Origin of the sequence: Mesorhizobium sp. M4B.F.Ca.ET.058.02.1.1 (assembly GCF_003952505.1) — a bacterium.
Lineage (GTDB): Bacteria > Pseudomonadota > Alphaproteobacteria > Rhizobiales > Rhizobiaceae > Mesorhizobium.
Genome location: NZ_CP034450.1, coordinates 1,022,661 through 1,048,936, shown reverse-complemented (window position 1 = coordinate 1,048,936; position 26,276 = coordinate 1,022,661). Strand labels below are relative to the sequence as shown.

Annotated in this window: 23 protein-coding genes; 12 read left to right on the top strand and 11 right to left on the bottom strand. The window is 64.8% G+C overall.

Annotated elements, in window-relative coordinates; all coding sequences use genetic code 11:
- Positions 1-49: 49 nt before the first annotated feature.
- A complete protein-coding gene (locus EJ073_RS05315; protein WP_126054787.1) occupies positions 50-6,130 on the bottom strand; it encodes a kinesin in 6,081 nt (2,026 codons plus the stop codon).
- Between the two features lie 288 nt (positions 6,131-6,418).
- On the opposite strand from EJ073_RS05315, the gene EJ073_RS05310 reads away from it, so the two are divergent.
- The 3 genes from EJ073_RS05310 (at position 6,419) to EJ073_RS05300 (ending at position 8,415) form a co-directional block, all read left to right on the top strand.
- Positions 6,419-6,787 (top strand): Hpt domain-containing protein, encoded by a 369-nt coding sequence (locus tag EJ073_RS05310; protein ID WP_126054786.1) that lies wholly within the window; start codon positions 6,419-6,421, stop codon positions 6,785-6,787.
- Positions 6,788-6,976: 189 nt separating this feature from the next.
- Positions 6,977-7,297 (top strand): 2Fe-2S iron-sulfur cluster-binding protein, encoded by a 321-nt coding sequence (locus tag EJ073_RS05305; RefSeq protein ID WP_126054785.1) that lies wholly within the window; start codon positions 6,977-6,979, stop codon positions 7,295-7,297.
- An 89-nt stretch (positions 7,298-7,386) separates the two neighbouring features.
- Positions 7,387-8,415, top strand: coding sequence for an NAD(P)/FAD-dependent oxidoreductase (locus EJ073_RS05300; RefSeq protein ID WP_126054784.1), 1,029 nt, complete (start codon positions 7,387-7,389; stop codon positions 8,413-8,415).
- 8 nt (positions 8,416-8,423) lie between these two features.
- On the opposite strand, the gene EJ073_RS05295 is transcribed toward EJ073_RS05300, so the two are convergent.
- Together EJ073_RS05295 and EJ073_RS05290 are read right to left on the bottom strand one after the other, a co-directional pair.
- Entirely contained in the window at positions 8,424-9,905 is a 1,482-nt protein-coding gene (locus EJ073_RS05295; RefSeq protein WP_126054783.1) for an MDR family MFS transporter, read from the bottom strand.
- A 237-nt stretch (positions 9,906-10,142) separates the two neighbouring features.
- Positions 10,143-10,763: a DUF922 domain-containing protein gene (locus EJ073_RS05290; protein WP_126054782.1), complete on the bottom strand. Its 621-nt coding sequence runs from the start codon at positions 10,761-10,763 to the stop codon at positions 10,143-10,145.
- Between the two features lie 86 nt (positions 10,764-10,849).
- Here EJ073_RS05290 and folP point away from each other — a divergent pair, with 86 nt between their 5' ends.
- Genes folP through folK form a run of 3 tightly spaced genes read left to right on the top strand, consistent with a single transcriptional unit; the run spans position 10,850 to position 12,560 of the window.
- Positions 10,850-11,701, top strand: a complete 852-nt coding sequence (gene folP, locus EJ073_RS05285; protein ID WP_126054781.1) for a dihydropteroate synthase — start codon at positions 10,850-10,852, stop codon at positions 11,699-11,701.
- A gap of 3 nt (positions 11,702-11,704) precedes the next feature.
- Complete coding sequence (gene folB / locus EJ073_RS05280) at positions 11,705-12,064, top strand: dihydroneopterin aldolase (protein ID WP_126054780.1); 360 nt, start codon at positions 11,705-11,707, stop codon at positions 12,062-12,064.
- The gene (folK, locus tag EJ073_RS05275; protein ID WP_126054779.1) at positions 12,048-12,560 is read left to right on the top strand and encodes a 2-amino-4-hydroxy-6-hydroxymethyldihydropteridine diphosphokinase; all 513 of its coding nucleotides are present in this window, start codon (positions 12,048-12,050) and stop codon (positions 12,558-12,560) included. Before folB ends, folK begins: the two co-directional genes overlap by 17 nt.
- A gap of 33 nt (positions 12,561-12,593) precedes the next feature.
- Here folK and EJ073_RS05270 read toward each other — a convergent pair whose 3' ends face one another.
- Both EJ073_RS05270 and EJ073_RS05265 read right to left on the bottom strand, forming a co-directional pair.
- On the bottom strand, positions 12,594-13,142 hold the full coding sequence (locus tag EJ073_RS05270) for a DUF924 family protein (RefSeq protein WP_126054778.1): 549 nt from the start codon (positions 13,140-13,142) through the stop codon (positions 12,594-12,596).
- A gap of 4 nt (positions 13,143-13,146) precedes the next feature.
- Complete coding sequence (locus tag EJ073_RS05265) at positions 13,147-14,985, bottom strand: monovalent cation:proton antiporter-2 (CPA2) family protein (RefSeq protein ID WP_126054777.1); 1,839 nt, start codon at positions 14,983-14,985, stop codon at positions 13,147-13,149.
- Between the two features lie 241 nt (positions 14,986-15,226).
- Here EJ073_RS05265 and EJ073_RS05260 point away from each other — a divergent pair, with 241 nt between their 5' ends.
- On the top strand, positions 15,227-15,493 hold the full coding sequence (locus EJ073_RS05260; RefSeq protein ID WP_126054776.1) for a hypothetical protein: 267 nt from the start codon (positions 15,227-15,229) through the stop codon (positions 15,491-15,493).
- Between the two features lie 68 nt (positions 15,494-15,561).
- On the opposite strand, the gene EJ073_RS05255 is transcribed toward EJ073_RS05260, so the two are convergent.
- The 4 genes from EJ073_RS05255 to EJ073_RS05240 form a co-directional block, all read right to left on the bottom strand.
- A complete protein-coding gene (locus tag EJ073_RS05255; protein WP_126054775.1) occupies positions 15,562-16,116 on the bottom strand; it encodes a hypothetical protein in 555 nt (184 codons plus the stop codon).
- An 89-nt stretch (positions 16,117-16,205) separates the two neighbouring features.
- Complete coding sequence (locus EJ073_RS05250; RefSeq protein ID WP_126054774.1) at positions 16,206-17,288, bottom strand: TIGR01620 family protein; 1,083 nt, start codon at positions 17,286-17,288, stop codon at positions 16,206-16,208.
- Positions 17,285-18,760 carry a YcjX family protein gene (locus EJ073_RS05245; protein ID WP_126054773.1) on the bottom strand — a complete coding sequence of 492 codons (1,476 nt, stop codon included), beginning with the start codon at positions 18,758-18,760 and terminating at the stop codon, positions 17,285-17,287. Before EJ073_RS05245 ends, EJ073_RS05250 begins: the two co-directional genes overlap by 4 nt.
- Positions 18,761-18,839: 79 nt before the next feature.
- The gene (locus EJ073_RS05240) at positions 18,840-19,343 is read right to left on the bottom strand and encodes a histidine phosphatase family protein (protein ID WP_126054772.1); all 504 of its coding nucleotides are present in this window, start codon (positions 19,341-19,343) and stop codon (positions 18,840-18,842) included.
- A 246-nt stretch (positions 19,344-19,589) separates the two neighbouring features.
- Here EJ073_RS05240 and dksA point away from each other — a divergent pair, with 246 nt between their 5' ends.
- Positions 19,590-20,006, top strand: coding sequence for an RNA polymerase-binding protein DksA (dksA, locus tag EJ073_RS05235; protein ID WP_126054771.1), 417 nt, complete (start codon positions 19,590-19,592; stop codon positions 20,004-20,006).
- A gap of 109 nt (positions 20,007-20,115) precedes the next feature.
- Here the strand turns inward: dksA and EJ073_RS05230 are convergent, their stop codons facing one another.
- Positions 20,116-20,838 (bottom strand): flagellar biosynthetic protein FliO, encoded by a 723-nt coding sequence (locus EJ073_RS05230; RefSeq protein ID WP_190233831.1) that lies wholly within the window; start codon positions 20,836-20,838, stop codon positions 20,116-20,118.
- 218 nt (positions 20,839-21,056) lie between these two features.
- Between EJ073_RS05230 and EJ073_RS05225 the strand changes: the two genes are divergently transcribed.
- Both EJ073_RS05225 and EJ073_RS05220 read left to right on the top strand, forming a co-directional pair.
- The gene (locus EJ073_RS05225) at positions 21,057-23,630 is read left to right on the top strand and encodes a PAS domain-containing sensor histidine kinase (protein WP_126054770.1); all 2,574 of its coding nucleotides are present in this window, start codon (positions 21,057-21,059) and stop codon (positions 23,628-23,630) included.
- Positions 23,631-23,871: 241 nt separating this feature from the next.
- Positions 23,872-24,576, top strand: a complete 705-nt coding sequence (locus tag EJ073_RS05220) for a DeoD-type purine-nucleoside phosphorylase (protein ID WP_126054769.1) — start codon at positions 23,872-23,874, stop codon at positions 24,574-24,576.
- Positions 24,577-24,674: 98 nt separating this feature from the next.
- On the opposite strand, the gene EJ073_RS05215 is transcribed toward EJ073_RS05220, so the two are convergent.
- Positions 24,675-24,980 (bottom strand): ribbon-helix-helix domain-containing protein, encoded by a 306-nt coding sequence (locus tag EJ073_RS05215; protein WP_126054768.1) that lies wholly within the window; start codon positions 24,978-24,980, stop codon positions 24,675-24,677.
- A 257-nt stretch (positions 24,981-25,237) separates the two neighbouring features.
- Here EJ073_RS05215 and EJ073_RS05210 point away from each other — a divergent pair, with 257 nt between their 5' ends.
- Positions 25,238-25,633: a VOC family protein gene (locus tag EJ073_RS05210; protein WP_126054767.1), complete on the top strand. Its 396-nt coding sequence runs from the start codon at positions 25,238-25,240 to the stop codon at positions 25,631-25,633.
- A gap of 80 nt (positions 25,634-25,713) precedes the next feature.
- The gene (locus EJ073_RS05205; RefSeq protein WP_126054766.1) at positions 25,714-26,244 is read left to right on the top strand and encodes a gluconate 2-dehydrogenase subunit 3 family protein; all 531 of its coding nucleotides are present in this window, start codon (positions 25,714-25,716) and stop codon (positions 26,242-26,244) included.
- Positions 26,245-26,276: the final 32 nt, after the last annotated feature.

Below are 26,276 nucleotides of genomic sequence, written 5' to 3'. Positions count from 1 at the left end.
CAAAAAAAGCGGGCCATGGCCCGCTTTTTTCTTTTCCTGACGAAGCCGCTCAGTGCAGGCGGCCGCTGGCATGGGCCAGCATGGTGTAGACCTTGCCGGTGTCCGAGGTCAGGTAGGTCTGCGCCATGATGTTGTCGCGGTCGTTGCGCGACACGTCCTTGAGCAGCTTCTCGAAATCGTCGCAGTAGCGGTCGACGGCGGCGCGGAACTCCGCCTCGGCTTGGTACTTGCGGCGGATCTCGTCGAAGGTTTGCTGGCCCTTCAGCGTGTAGAGGCGCCGCGTGAACACGTCACGCTCGCCGCGCCGGTAGCGGTTCCACAGCTCGATCGAGGCGTCGTGGTCGATGGCGCGCGCGATGTCGACCGACAGCGAGTTAAGCGATTCCACGACATGCAGCGGCGAACGCTGGGCCGGAGCCGGACGCGGCGCTTCCGCCGGCGCCGCCGGCCTCAGCTCCTCTTCACGAGACGCCCCGGTCAGGAGATCGCGCACCCAGCCGCCTTGCGGCGTGCGGCCATTGGGCTCGCGGCGCGGGGCCGCTTCGGCCGGACGCTCGAGGTCGAGCGTGCCGCGCAAGGTCGTTTCACCCAGCGGCGCCTGCGGAGCCCGGCGCTCGGGCTGCTGCTGCTGCTGAGCCGGCGGCCGGCGCGGCGGCTCGGCCGGACGGGCCGGCGCCTGAGGAGCGGGGCGCAGGCTGCGCGGCTCCGAGGAGTCGCTGCCGCTGCGGCCGGACTTCGCGACGATGTCGGAGAGCTCCTTGAGCGCGTTGATCTGCTCGGAAACGGCCCGACGTATGGCCGAGGTCGATTCCTTGGCCTCTTCCGGCATCTCGATGACGCCCTTCTTGAGCTCGGCACGCGTCAGGTCGAGCTCGCTCTTGATCGAACCGGCGGTGCGCCGCATCTCCTCGGTCGCGTCGGCGAAACGCTTGGTCGCCGATTCGACCACCTCGGCGATGGCGGTGCGGATCTTTTCCGCCGATTCCATAGTCCGTCCCTCGGCGTTCTGCATCGTCTGGCCGACCAGGTTCTCGAACGAACGCATGACCTTTTCGAGGTCCTCCGACTTCTTGACCAGGCCGACCGCGAGGTCGTCCAGCGACGACTGCCGTTCCAGCGTGTGCTCGAGATTGCTCTGCGCGGAACTGAGCAGGTCCGAGGCGCTGGAGAGCAACCGGCTGTGCTCGTCGAACTTGGTAGCGATCGATGCGACCTCGCGCAGCGTGGCCGACGACAGGTCGGTGAGCCGGGTCGTATTGGAATCGACCAGGCGCGCCGAGCTGGCGAACGTCTGCGCGGCCTTCTCCGTGGTCGTCGCGAAGCTCTGCGTGCTTCCGGTGAGCCGCTCCTCGACATGGCCGAGATTGACCGCCGCCTGATCGATCAGCTGACCGAGCTGGGCGCTGGAGGTGCTCAGGCGGCCGATGAGCTCGGCGACGCTGTCGGCGAGCGTCGAGCGCGCGCCCTCGACGGCCGAGAGGGTCTCGGCCGTGCGGCTGGCGAGCGCGTTGACGAGCGCTGCGTTTTCGCTGCGCAGCTTCTCGGTCGCCCGCTCGGTAACCTCTTCCATGCTCCGCTGCAGCTCCGAGCCACCCTGGGCGAAGCGCTCGACCAGTGGCTTGGCCGTCTCGTCGAGGATCCTCGACATCTCGGCCGAGCGCGCCGCGAGCATCGTGTTGAGCTCGCGGGTGTTGGCGCCGATTGTCTTGGCGGCGTCGTTGGTGCTCTGGCCGATATGCTGGCCGACGGCGGTGAAGGTCTCCGCGATCACGTTGGCGCGCGAAATGAGTTGCGCCTCCGCGCTCGAAACCTGCTCGCTGAGCTTCTGGCCCATCGTTTCCGCGGTGTAGGCGAGACGATTTTCGACGCCGGAGACCTGCTCTTCGATCCGGGCCGCGGCTGCCGCTGCATTGGACGCCAGTCGCTCGTCGGCACCGGCCAGCGCCTGCTCGATCTCGCGGGCATGGACGGCCAATTCCTGGCCGGTCTGGCGCGCGCGGTCGGCGACCCGCTGCTCGGTGCTGGCGAAAGCCCCGACGATGGTCTCGGCGTGGCCGCCGATGGTGGTGGTGCTGTCGGCGATGCGGGCGACCAGACGCTGATCCGCATCGTCGAAGATGCGGGCGATCTCCGATGCACGCGACGACAAGGCTTCCGAACCTTCGGCGATGCGCGAGATCAGATGCTGGTCGGCGGCATCGAAGATGCGGCCGAGATCCGAGGCGCGTGCGGCAAGCGCTTCGGCCGACTCGCCGATGCGCATGCTCAGCCGTTCGTCGGCGCCCTCGAAATTGCGCAGGATGTCGCCGGCGCGGGCTGCCAGCGACTGCGCCGTTTCAACCGCACGTGCAACCAGCTTCTGGTCCGCCGCGTCGAAGGTGCCGGCGATCTCACTGGCGCGTGCGGCCAGCTGATCGGCGGTCTCCTGGGCACGGGCGAGCATCGAACTCGATATGTCGTCGTGGCGGGCAAGCAGCGCGCTGGTGGTGTCCTCTGCACGCGCATGCAGGCGGCGATCGGCGTCCTCGAAGGCGCGCGCGATGTCCTCGGCCCTGGCGAGCAGGGCCGACGAGGTCTGTTCTGCGCGTTCGGCGATCTTGCGGTCGGCATCGCTGAAGGCCTGCCCCGCCTGTTCGTGCAGGACGCTGGTGACCTCCATGACCTTCTCGCGCAGGGCGCCGGCGACGAAGACCGCGCTCTTCTCCAGCACGTTGCGGACATTGTCGACGCCGGTCGACAGCGCACGTTCCATGGTTCCGGCGCGTTCCTCGATGATGCCGGTCTGCCGGTTGAAGGCCTGTTCGATCTTCTCGACATCGGCGGCGATCGATGCCGAGATGTCGCCGCTCCTGGCTGCGATCTGGTCGATATGGCCGGACAGCGAACGGTCGACGTCCTTGCGCGTGTCGACGAGCTTCGCCAGATCGTCTTCCAGCGCACGGGACAGCATGTCTCGGCCTTCGGCCAGCTTGCCAACATGACCGGCGATGATGTCGTCGATCTCGCTGCGGCCCGCGGCGAGCTTCTGCAGGTCCGCTTCCAGGGCGCGTTTGAGGATATCGCGACCCTCGGCAAGCTTCTCGACCTGGCCAGCGACCAGCCCGTCGATGCTGGAGCGGCTCTCGGCCAGCTTGGCGAGATCGTCCTCGAGCGCCTTGGAAAGCGCCGATCGATCCTGGGCAAGCCTGTCGCTGTGGCCCTGGAGAAGGCCGTTGACGTTCTCCAGATCGGCTTCCAGCACGCGTGCGAATTCCGCGCGGTTGTCGGTGAGTTTCTGCGACTGGTCGGCAATCGCGCTGCGGATCGTGTTGAGATCGGCTTCCAGGGCGCGCTTGAGGATATCGCGGCCCTCGGCAAGCTTCTCGACTTGGCCGGCGACCAGCCCGTCAATGCTGGAGCGGCTCTCAGCCAGCTTGGCGAGGTCGTCCTCAAGCGCCTTGGCCAGCGTCGAACGGTCCTGGACCAGCCGGTTCTGGTGATCGGCCATGATGCCGTTCACGTTCTGCAGGTCGTCCTGCAGGGCCTGCGACAGCGTCGAGCGATCCTGGACGAGCCGGTTCGTGTGATCCGCTATCAGGCTGTTGACGTTCTGCAGATCGGCTTCCAGGGCCTTGGATAGCTGGCTGCGCTCTTCCGCGACCCGCTCGGAATGACCGGCGATGGCGCCCTTGATCGTGCTGATATCGGCCTCGAGCGCGCGCTTGAGGATATCGCGGCCCTCGGCGAGCTTTTCGACCTGGCCTGCGACCAGCCCGTCGATGCTGGCCCGGCCCTCCGCCAGCTTGGCGAGGTCGGCTTCGAGCGTCTGCGACAGCAAGCTGCGGTCGTCGGCCAGCCTGACGGAATGACCCTCGATCAGGTTCCTGATGCCCGACAGGTCGCTCTCCAGCGAACGGCTGAGCTCACCCCTGTCTTCGGCGAGCTTGGCGGAGTGGGTCTCGATCAGGTTCCTGATGCCGATGATGTCGGTCTCGAGCGCCTTGGCAAGCACGGAGCGGCCTTCGCCGATCTTCTCGACCTGGCCGGCGACCAGCCCATCAATGCTGGCGCGGCTGTCGGCCAGCTTGCTGAGATCGGCTTCCAGGGCACGCGACAGAATGTTGCGCCCCTCGGCGAGCTTCCCGACATGCCCGGCAACCATTTCATCAATGATCGTACGGGCTTGCACGAGTTTTCCTGAGTCTTCATTCAAAGCCTGGGCAAGCCGGTTGCGACCCTCTTCGAGCTGCTCCAGATGGCTGCCGAGCGATGCGTCGATGGCGGCGCGCGATTCGTTGACCTTGCGCAGATCCTCTTCCAGCGCGCGAGCGATAAGGTTGCGGCCTTCCGCCAGCTTCTGCACCTGGTCGGTCACGGCTGCATCGATTCCGGCGCGGCTTTCGGCGAACGTCGCCAGGTCGGCCTGCATGGCGGCAGCCATGCGGTCACGGCTTTCCGAGAGCTTGCGGCTGTGGTTCTCCACCGCTTCCTCGATGCCGACGCGGGCATCCGCGAGCCGCTGGATGTCGCTGTCGAAGGAACGCGACACGACATGGCGGGCGGCTTCCATGCGGCCGGCGAAGTCGCTGGCGCGGGCCTCGAGCATGGAGGAGGTTGACGAGACGATGTCGGCCATGTCCGCGCCGATCTGGGTCTTGCCCTGGTCGATCATCGCCGACAGCTGGTCCTTGCTCTCGGCGAAAGTGTGGGCGATCTCGCGTGCGCGTTCGACCAGCGTCTCGTTGATCTGGCGCGCGCGCGCCTCGAGCGCGGCGTTGAGTTTCTGAGTGCCGGTGTCGAGCGCTTCGGCGCGGGTCTGGAATTCGCTGATCAAAGCCTGGCCGCGCTCGGCCAGCGTGCGCTCTATGCCGCTGAGGCTGTTTTCGAACTCGGAGCTCAGCGTGCGAGCGGCGCCGCCGAGCAGCGAAACCATGCCGCTGGTGCGGTCGTCGAGCAGGTCGGTCAGCGACCGGGTGAGGCCGTCGGTGGTGTCGGTCAGCTTGGCGATACGCGTATCGAGCAGGCTGGCGAAGGCCTCGCCCGAGGTCGACAGCCGGTCGGTGATCGTATCGAGCCGGCCTTCGACAGAATCGAAGATCGACATCGAGCTCTCGTTGATGCGGTCGATCAGCGTGTCGCCGGAATTGTTGATCGTCATCGACAGCTTGGTCGAGGCATTGAGGATCGAGTCGCGGATGATGTCGCTGGCCGAGCCGATCTCGTCCCTAAGCGTCTCATGCGCGCTGGCTATCGAGGCGCGGACGCGCTCGGCATGGGTGACGACGGCTTCGCGCTCGCTGCCGAGACCGTCGACCAGCGAGCGGATGCGGGCTTCGTTCTCCGAATAGGACCGCTCGATCTGGTTGACTTCGCTGTGCACCAGCGTTTCCAGCTCGACGGCACGCGCCAGCGTGCGTTCGATGCCTTCGCCCATCGCCGCCACCTCGCGGCGCACGGCCTGACCGATCATCATGACGCGGTCCTGGGCAAGGTTCTCCGGCTCGGCCAGGCGGAAGGCCACTTCCGTCATCGACTGCGCCGCAATGCGCATCTCCTGGGCCCGGCGCACCATCGCCGCGAACGCCCAGAACAAAATGACGGGGATGATCGCCGCGACCGCGAGGCCGATCAGCTCGGGGCGGGCGAAGAACTGGTCGACGGTGCGGATTTTCCAGATGCCCGGGCCGAACAGGAGGTTGGCCAGGCCGCCGGCGCCGGCGATCCAGGCCAGCGAAATGAACGCCACGACCCAGTAGATGGTGCTCGACGCGCGCCGGTTGAGACCGTGCAGCAGCGTGCGATAATCCTTCTGGCGGTCATCATTGGCCGGGGTGAAGCCGGCCGGCTGCGCGCCGTTGCGCGTTTCAACCGGACGCAACTCGGCCGGCTTGGGCTTCGCCGCCGGCTGCGTGTTGTGTGCTGGTTTTGCGTTCTGGTTCTGAACGACCGCCGGCTCCTCCTTCTGGCTGCGCCCTTCGCGCGCCAGCTCGTCAGCCGCGGCTGAAATCTGCGCTTCCAGGTCTTCCATCGACGCCGCCATATCGAGGCCGCCGTCGCCATCTCCCTCTACGCTCAAATCCAGGTCGAGCGCCCGTTCGAGTTCCTTGGCTACGTCGCTGTCGAGAGTTCGTGTCGTTGGTTTCTTCGCCATGCCTTCGCTACCCTGTACTAGCTGCCGAGGAACTTATGATTTTGGCCCGAGATTCTGGCTTGTCTTATCCCACGCAGGAGGCTGAAAATGGACCCTCGTATCGTAATGACACACAGGGGTAAAGAAAACCTGCATTCTGGGCGATACGTAAAACTTTAAATATAGGGTTAACGGAGACGTGATTTCGGCGCCTCCCTGTCAACATTTTTTCAGACCAATCATTAACCCGTTTGCTACGGGATTCGCCTAGTTTTCCAGGCAGTCAGACACCTAGGAGCTGCAATATCCATGCGCGGCGAAAGCGGCATTGCCTTTTCCATGCCCGGCGGCGACGTTTCGGGAACGGCCCAGTCACGACCTGTGGATCTCGCGCATCTTTCGCGCCAGACGATGGGCGATCGCGTTCTCGAGCAGGAGGTGCTGGCGTTGTTCGTACAGCAGGCGCTTGCCGTGCGCGACAAGATCCTCGACGCGGACGTCAAGGAGAGGCTGCTCCTGGCGCATGGGCTGAAGGGCTCGGCGCGCGGAGTGGGTGCGTTTGCAATCGCCGATTGCGCCGCGGCCGTCGAAGGCCAGCCCGAAGACATCAAGACCCTCAAGCGGCTCGGCGTGCTAATCGAGGAAGTGCGCGATTTCATTGCCGCCATCAGCCGCTAGGACAATCGCTCAAAGGTGTGCGGCGGTCCCGGGATGGCGACATGTGCGAAACAACAACCTAAGCGCGGCGCCCGCCGGACGCGCTTTGGCCGGATTTCCGAAAAAACGTCACGGCGCGGCGTTTTCGCGCCGCAGTTGACTTGTCCGCCGGAGTGATTATCTCGGCTGGAACTCCCCTTCAGGTGACAAATGACCAAGCTGACCTTCATTGCCAATGACGGCACACAGTTCGACATGGATGCCGAAAACGGCTCGACCGTGATGGAGAACGCCATCCGCAACGCCGTCCCGGGGATAGAGGCCGAGTGCGGCGGCGCCTGCGCCTGCGCAACCTGCCATGTCTATGTCGACGAGTCCTGGACGGCGGAAGTCGGCGAGCCGGAGGCGATGGAGGAGGACATGCTGGACTTCGCCTATGACGTCCAGCCGAACTCGCGCCTGTCCTGCCAGATCAAGGTGCGCGACGCCCTCGACGGGTTGGTCGTGCGCGTGCCGGCCCGCCAGGGCTGACCCTCGGCCAGCCAAATTTTGCCTTGGCCGCTTGGCAGCAGGCCGTTGCTCATGCAGTCTCGCCCCGGATTGGCAACAAGGCGTATCGCATGAGTGACACGATCAAGACGGACGTACTCATCGTCGGGGCTGGGCCTGTAGGCCTGTTCGCCGTGTTCGAGCTTGGCCTCTTCGACATGAAGTGCCATCTGATCGACATCCTCGACCGGCCCGGCGGCCAGTGCGCGGAGCTCTATCCGGAAAAACCGATCTACGACATTCCCGGCTGGCCGTTGATCACGGCTCAGGGCCTGGTCGACAAGCTGCTCGAGCAGATCCACCCGTTCAAGCCGGAATTCACCTACAATCGCATGGTCTCCAGCCTGGAGAAGCTGGATGACGGCAGCTTCCGCGTCACCACCGACGAGGACGAGCTGTTCGAGGCCAAGGTGGTGGTGATCGCCGCCGGCGGCGGCTCGTTCCAGCCCAAGCGGCCGCCCATTCCTGGCATCGAATCCTATGAAGCCAAGAGCGTCTTCTATTCCGTGCGCCGCATGGAGGATTTCCGCGGCCATGACCTCGTCATCGTCGGCGGCGGCGATTCGGCGCTCGACTGGACGCTGAACCTGCAGCCGGTGGCAAGGAGCGTGACGCTGGTCCACCGCCGTCCGGAGTTCCGGGCCGCACCCGACAGCGTCAACAAGATGTACGCCATGCAGGAGATGAAGCAGCTGGATTTCCAGGTCGGCCAGGTGAGCGGCCTGACCGGCGCCGACGGCCAGCTCTCATCGGCTACCATCAAGGGACCTGACGGCGACATCGAGGTGCCATGCACTCGCATGCTGCCCTTCTTCGGCCTGACCATGAAGCTCGGGCCGATCGCGGAGTGGGGACTCAACCTGCATGAGAACCTGATCCCGGTCGACACGGAGAAATTCCAGACCTCGGTCTCCGGCATCTTCGCCGTCGGCGACATCAACTGGTATCCCGGCAAGCTGAAGCTGATCCTGTCGGGGTTCCACGAGGTGGCGTTGATGGCGCAGGCGGCCAAGCGCATCGTCAGCCCCGGCGAACGCATCGTCTTCCAGTACACGACCTCGTCGACCAGCCTGCAGAAGAAGCTCGGCGTCCACGATTGAAGGCTTCGCTACTCGGCCAGCACCGGGGCTGCGGTTTCGAGATGGCCGCGAAGCGCCTTTTCCGGCATCAGCCCGAGCGCGGCAAGCGCCATCAGCAGGATTACCGCCGCGACGAGGAAGATCATCATGAATGCTTCAGCAGAGGCGGCGGCGCCAGCTGAATGCGCGCCTTCGCCGGCCAATGGCAGGCCATAGCCCAGCGCGACCGCGCCCAATATTGCCACCCCAAGGGCGCTGCCCAAAGAACGAAGGAAGGTGAGCACACCCGTGGCGACACCGAGATGCGCCTGATCGACAGCGTTCTGGACCGAGACAGTCGCAACCGGAAACGTCGTCCCACTGCCGAGGCCAATGCAGGTCGTCAGGATTTCAACGACCAAAAGGGAGGCATGCCCGGCGACGAGGCTGAGCACCCCAAGGCAGACTATGGCGAAGCTCACTCCGATCATGGCGATCCGCTTGTAATGGACGAAGCGCGGTATCGTGCGCCCGCTGAACGTCGCGCCGGCGACAGTGCCAAGCATCAGCCCGAGCAGCGCAATGCCCGATTCACCGGCCGAAAGCCCGACGATCGACTGCAGGTAGACCGGCAGATAGACCGCCAGGCCGATATTGGCGGCCTGCAGCAGGAACAAGGACAAGGTGCCGGCCAGCACGATCGGGTTGCTGAGCACCTCAAGCGAGATCAGCGGCTCGGCGGCGCGCATGAGCCACAGCGCAAAAGCGCTCCAGATAACCGCCGAACAGGCGAGCAGCCCGAGGATTTCGCGCGACAGCCAGGGGTAGGCGCTGCCGCCCCAATTCAGCGCCAGTAGCAGCAGGGCAGTAGTCGCTATCAGCAGCGCCGCGCCGAGACCATCGATACGATGATGTTTTGCCGCGATCGGCAGCTTCTTCAGCGGCTTGTTGATGATTGCCATGGCCAGCAGGCCGAGCGGCAGGTTGATCCAGAAGATCAGCGACCAGTGCAGATGTTCGGCGAAGGTGCCGCCCAAAAGCGGCCCGGCTATGCTGGCGACAGCCCAGGTACCCGCGATCCAGGCCGCGTAACGCGCCCGCTCACGCGGCGGCACGAGGTCTCCGATCACCGTCTGTGCCAGCGCGAACAAGCCACCCCCGCCGGCGCCCTGAATAGCGCGCCCGACGACTAGCACCAGCATGTTGGGCGCCATTGCGCTGACCAGCGATCCGGCGAGAAAGATAAGGATCGCCGCGTAGAGCGTTGGCCTGCGGCCATGAACATCGGAAATCTTGCCATAAAGTGGCGCCATAGCCGTCGCGGTGAGCAGATAGGCGGTCACGATCCACGGCAGATATTCGGCATGGCCGAGCAAATGCGCCATCGTCGGCATGGCCGGGGCGACGATGGTCTGGTCGAGCGCTGCCAGCAGCATCGACAACAGCACGCCGCCGATGATGGCGTTCTTCTCGCTCTCCGTCAGCGGCGACGTCGCTGCAATTGTCGCCGGCTTGTCGACAGCCTGATCCATGGTCTCGTTCTTTCGTGGGCTTGCGCGCACCCTGGGGGCAGGGCGGCCGGCTTGGCCGGTTCGACGCATCCACCGCGTCGATTGGATGTCTCGTGCTCTCAGGCTCCGCCTCAGCGAACCTGACATATGTCGCCCCATATAGGCCGATTTCGACAGGGGCTCGAAAGTTTTTGCCGCCTGGCACTATGCTTCGGCGAAATTGGCCTGCGCCACCGGCGCCCTTGGTGCCGGCGAAAATCAGGCGGGCGGCAGCTGGCCGCTCTCGATGCGCTCGATCCGATAGCGCAGCAGCCGCAGGATGCGGCTTTCGAAGTTGACGCTCTCGACGCGGTCGAACCGCACCTGGTCCTGGTCGTGCCTGGCGAGTTCGGCCGCGGTGATCTGCGCGGCTCTCGCCTTGGCCTCGGCGCAACTCCGTTGCGGATAGCTCGCCTTCAGCGCATCCTCCAGTTGCCTGGCGTGGTTCTTGGCGATCTCGACATGGCGTTCCTCATGGCGCTTGATGTCGGCCGACAGCGTGTCCCAGAACAGCTTCACGTCGGCATCCGCTTTGCGCGAGCGGCGCCATTCCGGAAGGATCACCTTGACCTTGACGGTCACGATGGCGTCGGCGATGCGGCAGGAGCCCGAGCTTTCCGCATAGCTGACGCGGGTGGTGAACGCCATTTGCGTCGCGCCCGGGTGTCGCGAGCCGGTGCTTTTCACCTGCGGTCCGTGCTTGGAAAGCTGCGTCTCGATATCGTCCAGCGTGCGGCCGCCAATGGCGAAGTAGCTGTAGGTCTTGACCAGATTGGCCGCGCCGGCCGGCAGGGCCATCAAAGCGAGCATCAGGGCGCAAGCGAGCGAACGTTTCATCATGTTGCCTCTTCGGCCACCTTGCTTTACGGCCGCTCTCGGCGCAACGGATTTGATTTCCAGCGGGATCACAAGATGGTTGACGGACGATGACGACGAGGCGATGGCAGCTGGCGCATGGACGCCATCTCGACCTTGGCGGCAAGGCCGTCGTGGTCGGCATCCTCAACGTCACGCCGGACAGTTTTTCCGATGGCGGGCTGTTCGCCGCGCGCGACGCGGCGCTCGACCAGGCGCGCCGCATGGTGGAGGAGGGCGCCGCCGTCATCGATGTCGGCGGCGAATCGACCAGGCCAGGCGCGTCAGCCGTGAACGGCCAGGAAGAGCAGGCACGCGTCCTGCCGGTCATCGAGGCGCTCGCCAAATCTGGCGAAGCGCTGATCTCGGTCGACACCTATCGCGAGGACACCGCGCGTCTGGCCGTCGCCGCCGGCGCGCATATCGTCAACGATGTCTGGGGCCTGCAGCGCGAGCCGGGCATTGCCCGCGTCACCGCCGAAAACGGCGCCGGCCTCGTCATCATGCACACCGGGCGCGGCAGGCGAAAGCTGCCCGACGTCATCGATGATCAGCTTTTCTTTCTCAGGAAATCGCTGCAGATCGCGCGGGCCGGCGGCATCGCCGACGATCAGATCGTGCTCGATCCCGGCTTCGGCTTCGCCAAGGAAACGGCGGAGGAAAACCTCGATCTGATGGCGCGGTTTTCCGAGCTCCATGCGCTGGGTTACCCGCTGATGGCCGGCACATCGCGAAAGCGCTTCATCGGTGCGGTGACCGGGCGGGACGCCCTCGGGCGCGGGGCCGGAACAGCGGCGACCAGCGTCATTTTGAGATTGAAAGGCGCGCATCTATTTCGCGTCCACGATGTCGCAATCAACGTGGATGCGCTGGCGCTGGCCGATGCTATGCTGGCGCGTGAAACCGACCCCTCCGGACGCTGAGCCATGTATGTCATCCGCATGAAGAACTGCGCCTTCTTTGCCCGGCACGGCGTGCTGGACGAGGAGGAGACGCTCGGCCAGCGTTTTTACGTCGACGCGGCGCTGACCGTCGAGCCGGGCCGGGCGCTCGTCGAGGATTCCATCGAGGACACCGTCAACTATGGCGTCGCCTTCGCGGTGATCGAGAAGATCATCACCGGGCACCGGCGTTTCCTGATCGAGGCGCTGGCGCTGGAAGTGGCCAAGGCGCTGACGGCGGGGTTTCCGCAAATCAAGAGAGCCGAGATCACCGTGCGCAAGCCCAACGCGCCGGTGCCCGGCGTGCTCGACCATGTCGAGGTGACAGTTGTCTGGCCCGAATAACACGGTCTACCTCAGCCTTGGCGGCAATCTTGGCGATCCCGCCCGATCGATGGCGGCAGCACTGCGCCTTCTGGATGGCGACGACAAGACAAGCGTCGTCGCTGTGTCCTCGCTCTACCGCACGCCGCCCTGGGGCAAGCTCGACCAGCCCGATTTCCTCAATGCCGCCGCCACGATCACGACCGGACTCGCCCCGCGCGAACTGCTCGACCTTTGCCTCGACGCGGAGCGCCGGCTGAAGCGGGTGCGCGAGGAGCGCTGGGGGCCGCGGCTGATCGATATCGACATATTGGTGTTCGGCGACCGGATCATCCACGAGACTGGTCTGGACGTGCCGCATCCGCGCATGCTGGAGCGCGCCTTCGTGCTGGCGCCCCTGGCCGAAATCGCGCCGGAGCTGGCGATAGGCGGCAAGAGCGTCTCGGAACGCCTCGGCACCGTCGACATTTCGGGCATCGAGCGCTTGCCGTCCGGCCGCGACTGGTGGCTGGAATAGGAACAGCGGACCGACGGCGGCAGTTGGCTGAAGTCAGCCGGAAAAGCCGCCGTCGTCGAGGAAGGCCTGTTCCTCCGGTGTCGTCTCGCGGCCAAGCATGCGGTTACGGTGCGGGAAGCGGCCGAAGCGCTGGATGATCTCGCGGTGCTCGACCGCATATTTCAGATAGGGTTGGGCACTGGTGGATGTGAGCTCCACCGAGCGCGCCTGGTCGACGAGCAGCTCCGAATGCTCGAAGGGCAGATAGAGGAAGAAGCGAATGTCCTCTTCGAGCGCCAGGTCATGGCCGGCGGCGATCGCCTTGCCGGCGAAATGGCGCGCCAGCGGATCGGTTGCGTACATATGGCCGGTGCCGCGAAAGCAGTTGCGCGGAAACTGGTCGAGCAGGACCATCAGCGCCAGCGAACCCTCGGCGTGTTCACACCAGTCGTCGCATTCGCGCCGTGCGGCGGCGAAGTGCAGGTCGAGAAACCGGTTGCGGAATTCCGCGTCGAAGGCATCGTTCTTCTCGAACCAGGCATCCTCGCCGGCATCGCGCCAGAATGCGGTGACGGCGAGCGCCCGTTTGTCCAGTTCAGCCATCTCTCTATTCCTCCGCGGGCTCGGATTTGCTCAGCACGCCGGCCGTCTCCTCGTTGAGCGCCTGGCCGGTACGGCGCGGCGGCGTCAGCGGCGTTGGGATCGGCGTGCCTATATTGCCTTTCAGGAAGCGCTGTCCGGCGCGCACGCCTTCTGCCAGCTGCGTCTCGAAGCGGGCGGTGTCGCGGCGGCGGACATCTTCGATCACCTCGGCGACGTCTTCCGGATCGACGCCAAGCGCTTCGAGCGCCGAGCCGCCGAAGCCCAGCGCCGATTCGAATGTCTCGCGCAGCTGGTAGTCGACGCCGGCGCGAATGAGCTGCAGGGCGGTGCCGCGATCAAAGGCGCGCGCCAGGATCGTGACCAGCGGGAATTCGGCCTTGATCAATTGCGCGATGCGGACCGCCGCTTCCGGCTTGTCGACGCAGATCAGCACCGCACGCGCCCGCCCGGCGCCGGCCGCGTGCAGGATGTCCAGCCGCGTGCCGTCGCCGTAATAGACCTTGAAGCCGAAATCGGCCGCAGCCTGGATCATCTCGACCTCGTTGTCGATGATCGAGACATCGATGCCGCGCAGCAGCAGCGGCTGCGAGGCTATCTGGCCGAAACGGCCGAAGCCGATGATCAGCACGCTGCCGGAAAGGCCTTCGGCGACATCGACTCCTTCGAGTGACTGCTCGTCGCGCGGCGTCACGTAGCGCAGCGCAACGATAGCGAGCGGCGTCAGTACCATGGAAATGATGACAATTGCCGTCAGCGTCGCATTGGCCTGGCCGTCGATGATGCCGACCGCAGCCGCCGCCGAATACAGAACGAAAGCGAATTCGCCGCCCTGCGCCATGAACACGGCGCGTTCCAGCGCCTCACGGTGACCGGTCTTCAGCATGCGGGCGACGAGGTAGATGCCAAGCGCCTTCATCACCATGTAGGCGACGACGTAGATGGCCACCAGCCGCCAGTTGGCGGCCACCACATGCAAGTCGAGCGACATGCCGACAGCAAGGAAGAACAGGCCGAGCAGTATGCCCCGGAACGGTTCGATGTCGGCCTCCAGTTGGTGACGGAAGGTCGATTCGGAAAGCAGTACGCCGGCGAGGAACGCACCCATCGCCATCGACAGGCCCGAAAGCTGCATGGCAAGCGCCGACCCCAGCACCACCAGCAGCGCGGCCGCCGTCATCACCTCGCGGGCGCGCGCTTCCGCCAGGATGCGGAAGAACGGATTGAGCAGATAACGGCCGGCCACCACCAGGCCGACGATCGCGGCAAGGCCGATACCGACCTCGGTCAGCCGCTGCGACAGGCTCATCTCGGCACCGCCGGGCGCCAGGAAGGCGATCAGCGCCAGCAGCGGCACGATCGCCAGATCCTCCAGCAGCAGGATGGAAACGATGCGCTGGCCTTTGGGTGTCGCGATCTCGCCGCGTTCCTCCAGAAGTTGCATGACGATCGCCGTCGAGGTCAGCACGAAACCGGCGCCGGCGACGAAGGATTGCGCAACCGGAAAGCCGCCGGCCAGTCCGACGCTGGTGAGCAGCGCCGCGCAGACGCCGACCTGCAGCGCGCCGAGGCCGAAGATCTCGCGGCGCAGCCCCCAGAGCCGCGACGGCTGCATCTCCAGCCCGATGATGAACAGGAACATGACGACGCCGAGCTCGGCGACGTGAAGGATGGCTTCCGATTCGGAGAAGACTCTAAGGCCGAACGGGCCGATGATCACGCCGGCGGCGAGGTAGCCGAGGATGGAGCCGAGCCCCATGCGCTTGAAGATCGGGACGGCGACCACGCCGGCCGCGAGCAGCGCCACCACTTGGATCAGATCGCTGCCCGATGTTTCCGCCGCCATGCCGCCTTTTCCGTTTCTGCAGGCTACCTCGCATGTCGTGGGGTCGGGAGGCAAGGCTAGGGGCATCGACCGGCGGCGAACAACACGAATCCGGCCTCTGCCTGTGTTGCAGCCGCGTTACACAAGTTTATGCGGTGCACGCGTTGCGTGCTGCCACAATCGACAGTTAAGGGACGCTTGGCTTCGGCCATGGGAGGGAGCGGCGATCAAGCCGCTGCCTTTTTTTGAGGAGATGACTGACATGAAGAAGTTTTTGCTCGTTGCCGTGGGTGTTGCGGCGCTTGCTGGTTCGGCCTGCTCGAAGGCGCCTGAGTGTACCGCCGAAATGGCGACCAAGAAGGCGCAGGACATGACTGCCGCGCTGCAGGAAGCGATCACCAAGGATCCGTCCAAGGCAGCCGACCTGTCGGCCAAGGTGCAGGCTGTGACGGACAAGTACAAGGACGCCTCGACTTTGGCCGAGGCCTGCAAGGCCTATGACGAAGTGACCGCCGCCATCAAGGGCTGAGCGTCCGAATCGAAACGGGCTAGGCGGTGGCCCGAGGCCGCCGCCTTTTTCGTTGCTGTTGTTGGATATCAGTTCGGAGCGATCGAGCCGACCTCGACTGTGTCGATCCGCTTCAGGCTCATGCCGATCACCGGCACCAACTGCTTGTTGACGCGCACGGCGACCGTCACCGTCATCGAATTGTCGTCCGGGATGCGCGCCTGCATGACACCGTTTAATTGATTGCGGTTGATGGTGAACACGACCTTCTGGGTGTCGACGACATTGCCGCCGATAATGTCGAGCCCATTGCCGGACGATCCACCCATAAAGTTGCCCTTGTAGCCTTCGCGACCCTTGCGTTCGACGGTCGCGGACATCTTCTGGGTGAACACGCCAACCCGGCAATCGCCGTCGAGCGTCATCCCGGTCTTGCCGTCAGGCGTCGTGCCATTGAAATTGCAGGTGAATTTCGTGCCCTTGTACTTGCCGGCGACGATTTCGCCCGGGCCGACCCACCTGCCTTCGACCGACTGGAAGAACTGCTTGTCGGGCTCTGCGCCAAAGGCCTCTTCGGCAAAACTCAAAGGTGCCGCAACCGCGACCGCGAAAGACAGGACGCAGGACAGATTTACACTTTTCATAGACGACACCCGGCAGCAAGGACGCTGTTTGCTAGACGTGTCAGACCATGAACAAGATTGGTTAATGCTTCGTCACTTGGCCGCGCCGATTACTTGCCGGAGGCCGAAGTTTCACCGTCTTTCCTTGCCGCGAACGATGTCAGCGCGGAGAGGAAATCGCTCAGTCCCGGCCGCCTGACGGCGATGAAGGGCAGGGGCCTGGCCGTTTCCATCGCCGCGATGCCGATTCGTGCCGTCATCATGCCGTTGACGACGCCTTCGCCGAGCTTCGCCGAAAGCCTCGCGGCAAGGCCGTGACCGACGATCTGCTGCACGAAACTGTCGCCGACGGCGATCGAGCCGGTGACCGCCAGATGGGCAAGGACGCTGCGCGCCAGCCGGAAGAAGCCAAGCGTGCCCGGCCGGCCACCATAGAGCTCCGAGAGGCGGCGAATGAGCCGCCCGGCCTCGAACACGACATAGGCGACGTCGACGAGGGCGCGCGGACTAACAGCTGTGACCAGCGACACACGCTTTGCCGCTTCGAGGATCATCACCCTGGCGCGGGCATCGAGCGGGCCGAGGATCTCGGTCTCGGCGAGCCGCACCAGATTGCCGCCGTCGATGATCTCGCCGCGCAGCCCGGCGAGCGAGCGCCTGCCGGCCGCGGTCTCCGGCTTGGCTGCGACGAAGGCAGAAAGCTCGTCGACGACGGAGCGCGCAGCCTTCGGGTCGTCTCTGGAGACGGCGTCGAGCGCGCGCCGTTGCAGCTTCTCGACCTCGGCGAGGCGGGCAATGGCCAGGAATTCGCGCACCAGGATGATGATGAGCGCGAACACCGCGATCGCCGCCATGCCGGCGGCCAGCCAGCCCAGCCATTCGGCGCGTTCGAACAGGTCGCGGATGAGCTGGTCCGTCCACAGGCCGACCGCCAGCGAAACCAGCACGCCCACGGCGCCGAAGAACAGGCGGGCGAGCAGGGAACGCTTGCGCGGCGCGCTGGCCGGCGGCGGTTCGGCCGCGACCAGGTTCGGTTCGTCGAAGACGTCGATCTCGGAAGGAATGACGACGGCGGCACCGGCCTTCGCCGCGCGCGGTTTGCGCGCAGGCTCCGCCTCGGCGTGGCGCTTCGGCGCCTCCTGGCTCGCTTCCGGCTCGATGCGGAAGGCAGCGGGTCTGCGGGGCGCGCTCATGCGAGGTGATCTCCGATCAGGAACTGCAGCGCGCGGTCGAGCCTTATATGCGGCAGCGACAGCGTCACGCCCTCGGCCGTGCGTTCGAGCTTCGGCGGGCGAAAACGCACGAAGCGGATCGCCGGCTCGCCGCCGTCCGGCGGCTGCGTTTCGGAGGCTCGAAACACTGCATCGACTTTCTCCGGCAAATCACCGGGAAATATGGCTGTTTCGGTCTTTCCGTCGAATGTCTCGCCGTCGATCTTCTCGCCTTTCAGCGGCATGCCGATGATGACGGGCAAGGTCTCGCGGCCCTGCTTGACAGTGCCCTCGCGGGTGGCGCGCACCGCCGCCATGGCGACCACGTCAACATCGGCGCCGGTGAAGTTCGCCCGCGCCACCGCGCGGTCGGCAAGCCGGCGCACGATCGCCTGCAGCCGGTCATGGCTTACATGATGCAGGTGATCGGCCTTGGTTGCCGCCACCAGGATGCGGTCGATGCGCCGTGAAAACAGGTCGGTGAGGAAATTACCGCGGCCGGGGCGGAAGCAGGCGAGGATTTCGGTGACGGCACGCTCCAGGTCGGCCATGGCGGCCGGGCCGGCGTTCAGCGCCTGCATGGCGTCGATCAGCACGATCTGGCGGTCGAGCCGCGTGATGTGCTCGCGGAAGAACGGTTTCACCACATGCGTCTTGTAGGCCTCGTAGCGCCGCTCCATCATCGCCTGCAGCGAACCGGGGCGGGGCCGCCGCTCGGCCAGTGCCGGCAACGGCGCGAAGGTCAGCGCGGGCGAGCCGTCGAGGTCGCCGGGCATCAGGAAACGGCCGGGCGGCAAGGTCGACAGCGCGCGCTCGTCGAGCTTGCACGCCTTGAGATAGGCCGAAAAGGCCTCGGCAAGCCGGCGCGCCGTCATCTCGTCGGCATCGGCGTTGGGATCGATCTGAGCGGCGAGCGTCCGCCAGCCCTCGGAAAGATCGGCGCGCACGGGCAGTGCCGCCATCTCCATCGCCTCGCGCGAGAAATCGGCGAAGGATTTGCCGAGCAGCGGCAGGTCAAGCAGCCATTCGCCCGGGTAGTCGACGATGTCGAGCGACAATTTTCCAGCCGAAAACATACGGTTCCAGCCAGAAGCTGATTCGTATTCGATGGTCAGCCGGAGCTCGGAAATGGCGCGCGTCGAGTCTGGCCAGACACGGTCGTTGACCAGCGCCGCGACATGATCCTCGTACTGGAAGCGGGGAACGGCATCGTCGGGCTGCTCTTCGAGGAAGGCGCGCGCGATGCGCCCCGATTTCTGCGCTTCGAACAGCGGCAGGCGCCCGCCATGGATCAGGTTGTGGACAAGCGCAGAGATGAACACCGTCTTGCCGGCGCGGGAAAGGCCGGTGACCCCCAGCCTCAGCGACGGCGAAAAGAGCTCGGCGGCGCGCCCTGAGAGCGTGTCGAGAGCGATCTTCGCCTCGTCGGTGAAAGTGGTCAGCGATGATGCCAAAACATGCTCTCTGAGGGCCGGTCGGTTCCCGATATAGGCACTCAGGCGGCGGTTTGGAATGGCGCCGCCAATTTGCGTCTCAGAGATCGGCCGGTGTCAGAAAGGCCTCGAGATAGCCGCTGCCTTGCTCGGCATGGGCAAGATCGCCTGGAAAGCGCACGACGGCGAGGCCCGAGGTGGGGAAACCGTGGTTCAGCATGCCACGCGCGGCTTCCTCGCCGTCGCCCGAAACCGCCATGGCGAGATCCTCCGTCATCGGATTGTGGCCGATGACCAGAAGCGAGCCCGCCCCGCCATTGTCGCGGATGATGGCGAGATAGCCGGCGGCGTCCTCGCTGTAGAGCGTGTCGAAGAACAGCACCCGCCCGGTATCTGTCTGGCCGGCCAGTCCCTCCAGGGTCTGGCGAGCCCGTTTTGCGTTGGAGCAAAGGGTCAGGTCGGGCACGTAGTTGCGGCTGCGCATGGCTGCCCCGATCGCCTCGGCATCGGCGATGCCGGAGGCATCGAGCGGACGGTCGAAGTCGCGTACGCCGGGCAGCGCCCATCCGGCCTTGGCATGTCTCAACAGGTAGAGTTTGCTCACCGCTCCCCCAAAATGCCTTGTTGGCACAATGGGATTAGCCACGAGAAAGGCATGGCGCACAATGGCCAATAGCCTTCAACCACAACGAATCATGGATGAATTCGAGTTCCGCCCGCAAGCATAAAGATATCATGGTCAGCTGTGAGCCCGATATTACATTTGCGTGAAACGGTCGCCGATTGCGCTTGTGCAGGCTTCTCTGCGCGAATATATAGGCGCCAAATTTGGGGTTGTTGGGTGAGTCGAATGAACGACATCGTTACCGCCGATTACGTACCCTCCGAAGACGAGCCGTTCATGAACGAACGGCAGAAATCCTACTTTCGCATGAAGCTCGTCGCCTGGAAGAACGACATTTTGCGCGAAGCGCGCGAAACCCTCGAAATCCTGCAGCAGGAAAACGCCAACCATCCCGACCTCGCCGACCGCGCCTCCTCGGAAACCGACCGAGCCATTGAACTCCGCGCCCGCGATCGTCAGCGCAAGCTCATCTCGAAAATCGATTCCGCGCTCCAGCGCATCGATGAAGGCACTTACGGCTATTGCGAGGAGACTGGCGAGCCGATTGCCCTGAAGCGGCTCGATGCGCGTCCGATCGCGACCCTGTCGATCGAGGCGCAGGAGCGCCACGAGCGCCGCGAGAAGGTCTATCGCGACGACTGACCCGCGAACGATCGTCCCGGAATCGTTAATGGCCGGGCGACCGGCCATTTTGTGCGGGCGCGGCCGTGCCTCCTCGATGCCCAATCCGTGTTGCCGGATTTGACTTTTGCTACCGCTTCTGGCTGGCAAGTTCGCCGAGTAGCTTCGTCATTTCGTCGTCGAGCGATGACGGCGCCTTCGCCGCCGGTTTGCTCGCATGTGAATCGTCGAGCGAAACCTCGAGTTCCTGCATCAGCGTATCGTCTATGGAAACTGGCTTGGCTGGCGGCGGGGCATGCCGGGCGCCATTGGTGTTGGCCGAACCATAGGCAGGCAGCGGCGTGATGTTGCTCGCCTGATGGCTCGCGACGGCGGGCCTCGGCGCCGGTGCCGGCGCGGCTGGGCGCGGGCGGGCAGGGAGCGGCGTGGCGCTTGCCGGCTGCTGCTGGGGTGGCGCCTGCCTTGCAGGCGCGGGTGCCGGCTGGGTGGGGCGCGGCCGCGGCGCCTGGGCCTGCTGCTGGCCGCTGTCTCCGGTCAATGCCGGGCGGCGCGGTGCTGCAAGCCTGATGTCGCGCTCGACGACGACGTCGGTCGGGCCGCCGATCAGGATGAGGTGTTCAATGTCGTCGCGGCGCACCAGCACCAACCGGCGGTGACTGTCGACCGCCGTGGCGTCCATGACGGCCAGCCTGGTCTTGCGGTTGCGGCCGCCGGCGACGAATGTCCCGAACGTCAGGCTGCGCACCAGCTTGATGATGAGGAGAACGACCACCAGCAGAACGAGCGCGGCAAACGTCCACAGGATTGCGGCGACATAACCAGGACCCGCCACGCTATCCAGCCACTGCAGCATCGGTGCACCGCCCTTTTTTGAGGTGACGCGACACTAAACCGTGCGGACCAGCCGCCGCAAGTTGGCATCACGCTTCGTGAACAGTTTGAAACACGAATCCATTGCCCGGCGCCATTTTTATCTGACATTTGCCGCCGGGGCCTTTTCCGCTACAGGAGAATGTGATTCAACCGGCCGTCCGCGGGGTGTCGGGCACCGGAATCACGAGCAGGGGGCACATGGCCAAGGAAACGCGCGGCGATTTCTATCCGGTACCGATCGTCGACCAGAACACGCGTCCGGGTGCCGTGACCCGGCTCATCATCTTCATCGTTGTCCTGACCGGTGCGGCGATCGTTTTCGGGCTTTTCCGCGAGCGCCTCGGCGATCCCTTCCTGCTCGGCATGCTCGGCGTGCTGGCGATGATCGGCGTCGGCTTCCTGTTTGCCACCGCTATCGGCTTCGTTCAGGTCGCGCCGCGCTCGACCAGCGACGAACTGTCCAAAGCCTTTGTCGATTCGATGTCGCAAGGCCTGCTGGTCACGGATACCAAGGCCCGTATCATCTACGCCAACCGTGCCTATGCCGATATGACGGGCGCTTCGTCGGCGGCCGACCTCAAGACGGTCGAAGGGCTGCTGTCGGACGTTCCAGAGGCCTCCATGACCATCTACCGGCTGGCATCGGGCCTGCGCGACGGCCAGGCGGGCGATGGCGAGTTCAGGCTTGCGCAATCCATCCGCCCCGGCGCGGAGCCCGGTGCGCACTGGTACCGCACCCGCGCACGCGCTTTCAATGTGCCGGGCCAGCGGCTGCCGATGCTTGCCTGGCAGCTTGCCGATATCTCGCAAGAGCGGGCCGAGCAGGAGCGTTTCTTCCTCGACCTGCAAAAGGCGATCGACCATCTCGACCATGCGCCGGCCGGTTTCTTTTCGGCCGACCAGGAAGGCCGCGTCACCTACATCAACGCCACGCTCGCCGAATGGCTGGGCATCGATCTGGCGAGCTTCACGCCGGGCGCCGTCACGCTGCCCGAGATCGTCGCCGGCGACGGCATGGCGCTGGTCCGCTCGGTCAAGGCCGATCCCGGCACCACGCGCAACGCCGTCATCGATCTCGACCTGACGACGATGACTGGCGAGGCGCTGCCGGTGCGCTTCATGCACCGCGTCTCGGCGAGCCGCGAGGGCGTCGGCGGTCCGACCCGCACAATTGTGCTCAACCGCACCCAGGGCGAGGATGCCTCCGCCGATCTTCGCGCCTCGGAAGTCCGTTTCACCCGCTTCTTCAACTCGACGCCGATGGCTATCGCCGGCGTCGACGCCAATGGGCGCATCCTGCGCACCAACGCGCCGTTCCTCTCGCTGTTTTCCTCGGTCGTCGATCGCGACGCGGTCGACCGCCGCGTCCGGCTCGACACGGTCATCCACGAGCGCGACCGGCCGGCTTTCGCCGAGGCTTTCGAGAAGGCCAGGCAACGGCAGGCCGAAATCGAGCCGATCGACACTTTGTTGCCCGGCAACGAGGATCGGCACATCCGCTTCTACGTCAACGCGGTTGCCGAGGGCACCGGCGGCGAAGGTGCCGAGGAATCAGCCATCGTCTATGCTGTCGACACCACCGAGCAGAAGGCGCTCGAAGGCCAGATGGCGCAGAGCCAGAAGATGCAGGCGGTCGGCCAGCTCGCCGGCGGCATCGCACACGACTTCAACAATGTGCTGACCGCCATCATCATGGCGTCGGACCTGCTCTTGACCAACCACCGCCCGTCGGATCCGTCCTTCCCCGACATCATGAACATCAAGCAGAATGCCAACCGCGCGGCTTCGCTGGTCAGGCAGCTTCTCGCCTTCTCGCGCAAGCAGACCCTGCGCCCGGAAGTGCTGAACCTGACCGATGTTCTGGCCGACCTCAGGATGCTGCTCGCCCGTCTGGTCGGCAACGACATCAAGCTGAAGATCGACCACGGTCGCGATCTCTGGCCGGTCAAGGTCGATATCGGGCAGTTCGAGCAGGTGGTGGTGAACCTTGCCGTCAACGCGCGCGACGCGATGCCGGCGGGCGGCGACCTTGCGGTGCGCACCCGCAACGTCACAGCCGAGGAATGCAAGAGCTTCTCATACCGCGAGCTCACCCCGGCCGACTACGTGGTGGTCGAGATCGAGGATACCGGCACCGGCATCGCGCCGGATGTGCTGAAGAAGATATTCGAACCCTTCTTCACCACCAAGGAAGTCGGCAAGGGCACCGGCCTCGGCCTGTCGATGGTCTATGGCATCATCAAGCAGACGGGCGGGTTCATCTTCTGTGATTCGGAAGTTGGCAAGGGCACGGTATTCCGCATCTTCCTGCCGCGCCTCATCGCGGAAGTGAAGCCGGCGAGCGAAGCGGGCGAGGCGCCGGCGGCGCCAGTGAAACCGGCGGAGACGGCCAAGGACCTGTCGGGTTCGGCGACTGTGCTGCTCGTCGAGGACGAAGACGCCGTTCGCATGGGCGGCATGCGGGCACTGACATCGCGCGGCTATACCGTCCACGAAGCGTCCTCCGGCGTCGAGGCACTGGAAGTGTTCGAGGCGCTCGGCGGCAAGATCGACATCGTCGTGTCCGACGTAGTGATGCCGGAAATGGACGGGCCGACGCTGCTAGGCGAGTTGCGCAAGCGGCAGCCCGACATCAAGTTCGTCTTCGTCTCAGGCTACGCCGAGGACGCCTTTGCCAGGAACCTGCCCGCCGACGCGCATTTCGGCTTCCTGCCGAAGCCGTTTTCTCTCAAGCAGTTGGCAACCATCGTCAAGGACGTGTTGGAATCCTGATGCGTGTCGGCCAAAAATGTGCCGTGGTTTTGCGAGAACGACGCGCACAAACAGCGGGCTCAATGTGATCGAGCGCACAGACGCCAGCGCCATGCCCGTTACAGGTGGCGGCGCCGGGGAGCGATCCGTCCACTCATAACCAGTGAGGCCGGCCACTGGAGCGTCGCAATCGCGGCTTGCGCATCGACGCGAGATCGCCATGATTGCGGTGACAACGCGGCGGGGAATTGGGGTAGATGCCGTGACGCCGCACAACGAAGCGGAGAAGGGTGATTTTGCCGAAACGGTGCTGCTGCCGGGCGACCCGGAGCGCGCCGAATGGATGGCTGCGACTTTTCTCGAGGCGCCGCGCTGCGTCAATCGCCGCAGGGGCGCGCTGGGCTTCACCGGCCGGTTCCGGGGCAAGCCGGTCAGCATCCAGTCTACTGGCATCGGCGTCTCGTCATTCCTGATCTACGCCCATGAGCTTCTCGACTTCCACGGCGTCAAGACGCTGATCCGGACCGGCACCTGTGGCGGCCTGAGCGCCGAGGTGCCGCTGCGCGGCCTGGTGATATCGCGATCGGTCCGCGCCGAGAATGCCGACAGCGGCCAGGTCTTCGGGCTTTACGCCGCCGCCGGTCCCGATCCGGAACTGCTGGCCGGGGCATTGCGGCGGGCCGAGGCGCTCGGCATCGAGCACCGGGCGGGGCTGACGATCTGCAGCGATATTTTCTATCATCCGCAGGGCCGCGCCCGCTATGCCGAAGCCATCGCGATGGGAGCGCTCGCCGTCGATATGGAGACCAGCGCCCTGTACCGCATTTCGGCCCATTTCGGCGCGCGGGCGCTGTCGTTGCTGAACGTGGTCGATCATGTCGCCAACGGCGAGCAGACCGACTATTCCGAGCGCCAGGAGCTGTTCACCGACATGACGCGGCTGGCGCTCGAAGTCGCCGTCGACTAGAACGGTTCATCGTTTCATGGAAACGCTGAACCGCTCTATCTCTTTGTTTTGACGCGATTCCGGACGGAAAACCGCTACGCACTTTTCCTGGAATTGCTCTAGGCGGCTTCCCGCTTCAGCGCCGCCTGTTCGTTCGCGGTTGGCCGGTGGCCGCGCAGATAGAGCGCGCAGGTGGTGCGCAGCATCGAGGCGAAGTTCGGGATCTGGCCGTTGATCTGGATTGCCTCGTCATAGAGCGTCGAGATGAATTTGGGCGTCGTCAGGCCCTGGCTTTCGGCGATCTCATCGAGCAATGCCCAAAACGTAGCCTCAAGCTGGATGCTCGTGGAATGCCCGTCGATGCGAATCGACCGGTTGATCTGTCGGTAGCCCTCCGGGTCCTGCCCGGCGAAAACCCTGCACATCGTTTTCTCCCATTCTTGTTGGTTTTGGGCGCGAGTCGATGCAAGTCGCGCCGTCGAGTCTTGCCTGTCGCGGCCGGCCATTCTCAACCGGAAGGCCAAAAACAGCAATCGGACTTTCGTCGCTGGAACTGGCCCGCTCACGCCTTCTATCCGTTTTCCGGATCCCGCGCGTGGTAATCGGCTGCCACCACCTTTGCCGCAAGGCGCCCATAATCACCCTCATGCGCATCTGCCGCGCGGCTGCAGAGGGTTGAAATTTGGCGAAAGCGATCCACTCAATGATCCGGGTTCTGAATGAGGCCCGGTCTGTCGACTTCTATCGGAATGCTTTCGGACTCGATATCGCCGATCGGCTGGATTTCGAGACCTTCACCCTGGTCTATCTCAGCAATCCCGAGACATCGTTCGAGCTTGAGCTCACCGTCAACAAGGGTCGCGAGCAGCCTTACGAACTCGGCGACGGCTACGGTCATCTCGCGGTTTCGGTCGCCGACCTCGACAGCGAGCACGACCGCCTCGGCGCGCTCGGCCTCAACCCGAAGAAGATCGTCGAGTTCGACCGCGACGGGGCGCGGATCGCCCGCTTTTTCTTCATCGAGGATCCCGACGGCTACAAGATCGAGGTCCTGCAGCGAGGAGGACGGTTTCAGTAAGCGACCACCAGCCGCGCGGGCCAGCGCGGCGCCAGCAAAGGCACCCCTTCGAGGTGCGGACAGCAAGCAGGGAGGAACAAATGGTCACCATCTATGAAAGGAAGCCCGGCCTGTCGCGGCGCGAGCTTCTGAAACGCGGCGGCGCGGGAGCGTTGCTCGTCATTTCCGGCAGCGCGGTCATCAGCCCGCAACACGCCTGGGGTCTCGAAACGGCGGCGCTGAAGCCAGAGACCATGGCGACCTTGATCCAGGTGGCGCGCGACATCTACCCGCACGACCAGGTACCGGACAAACATTACGCAATCGCGGTCAAGGCCCATGACGAGCTGGCCGCCAAGGACCCCGCCCATAAGGAGCTGATCGAGAAGGGCATCGCCGAACTCGACAAGAAGGCCGGCAGCGGCGGCTATCGCGGGCTCGGCTGGGAGGAGCAGCGCGTCGCGCTGCTCAAGGACATCGAGAGCTCGCCGTTCTTCCAGACGGTACGCAGCGGCCTGGTCGTCAGCCTCTACAACCAGAAGGATGTCTGGCCGATCTTCGGCTACGAGGGCGAGTCCTTTTCCAAGGGCGGCTACATCGAGCGCGGCTTCAACGACATCGAGTGGCTCTGAACCGCTCTTTCCTTGAACCGCTTTTGACCGAA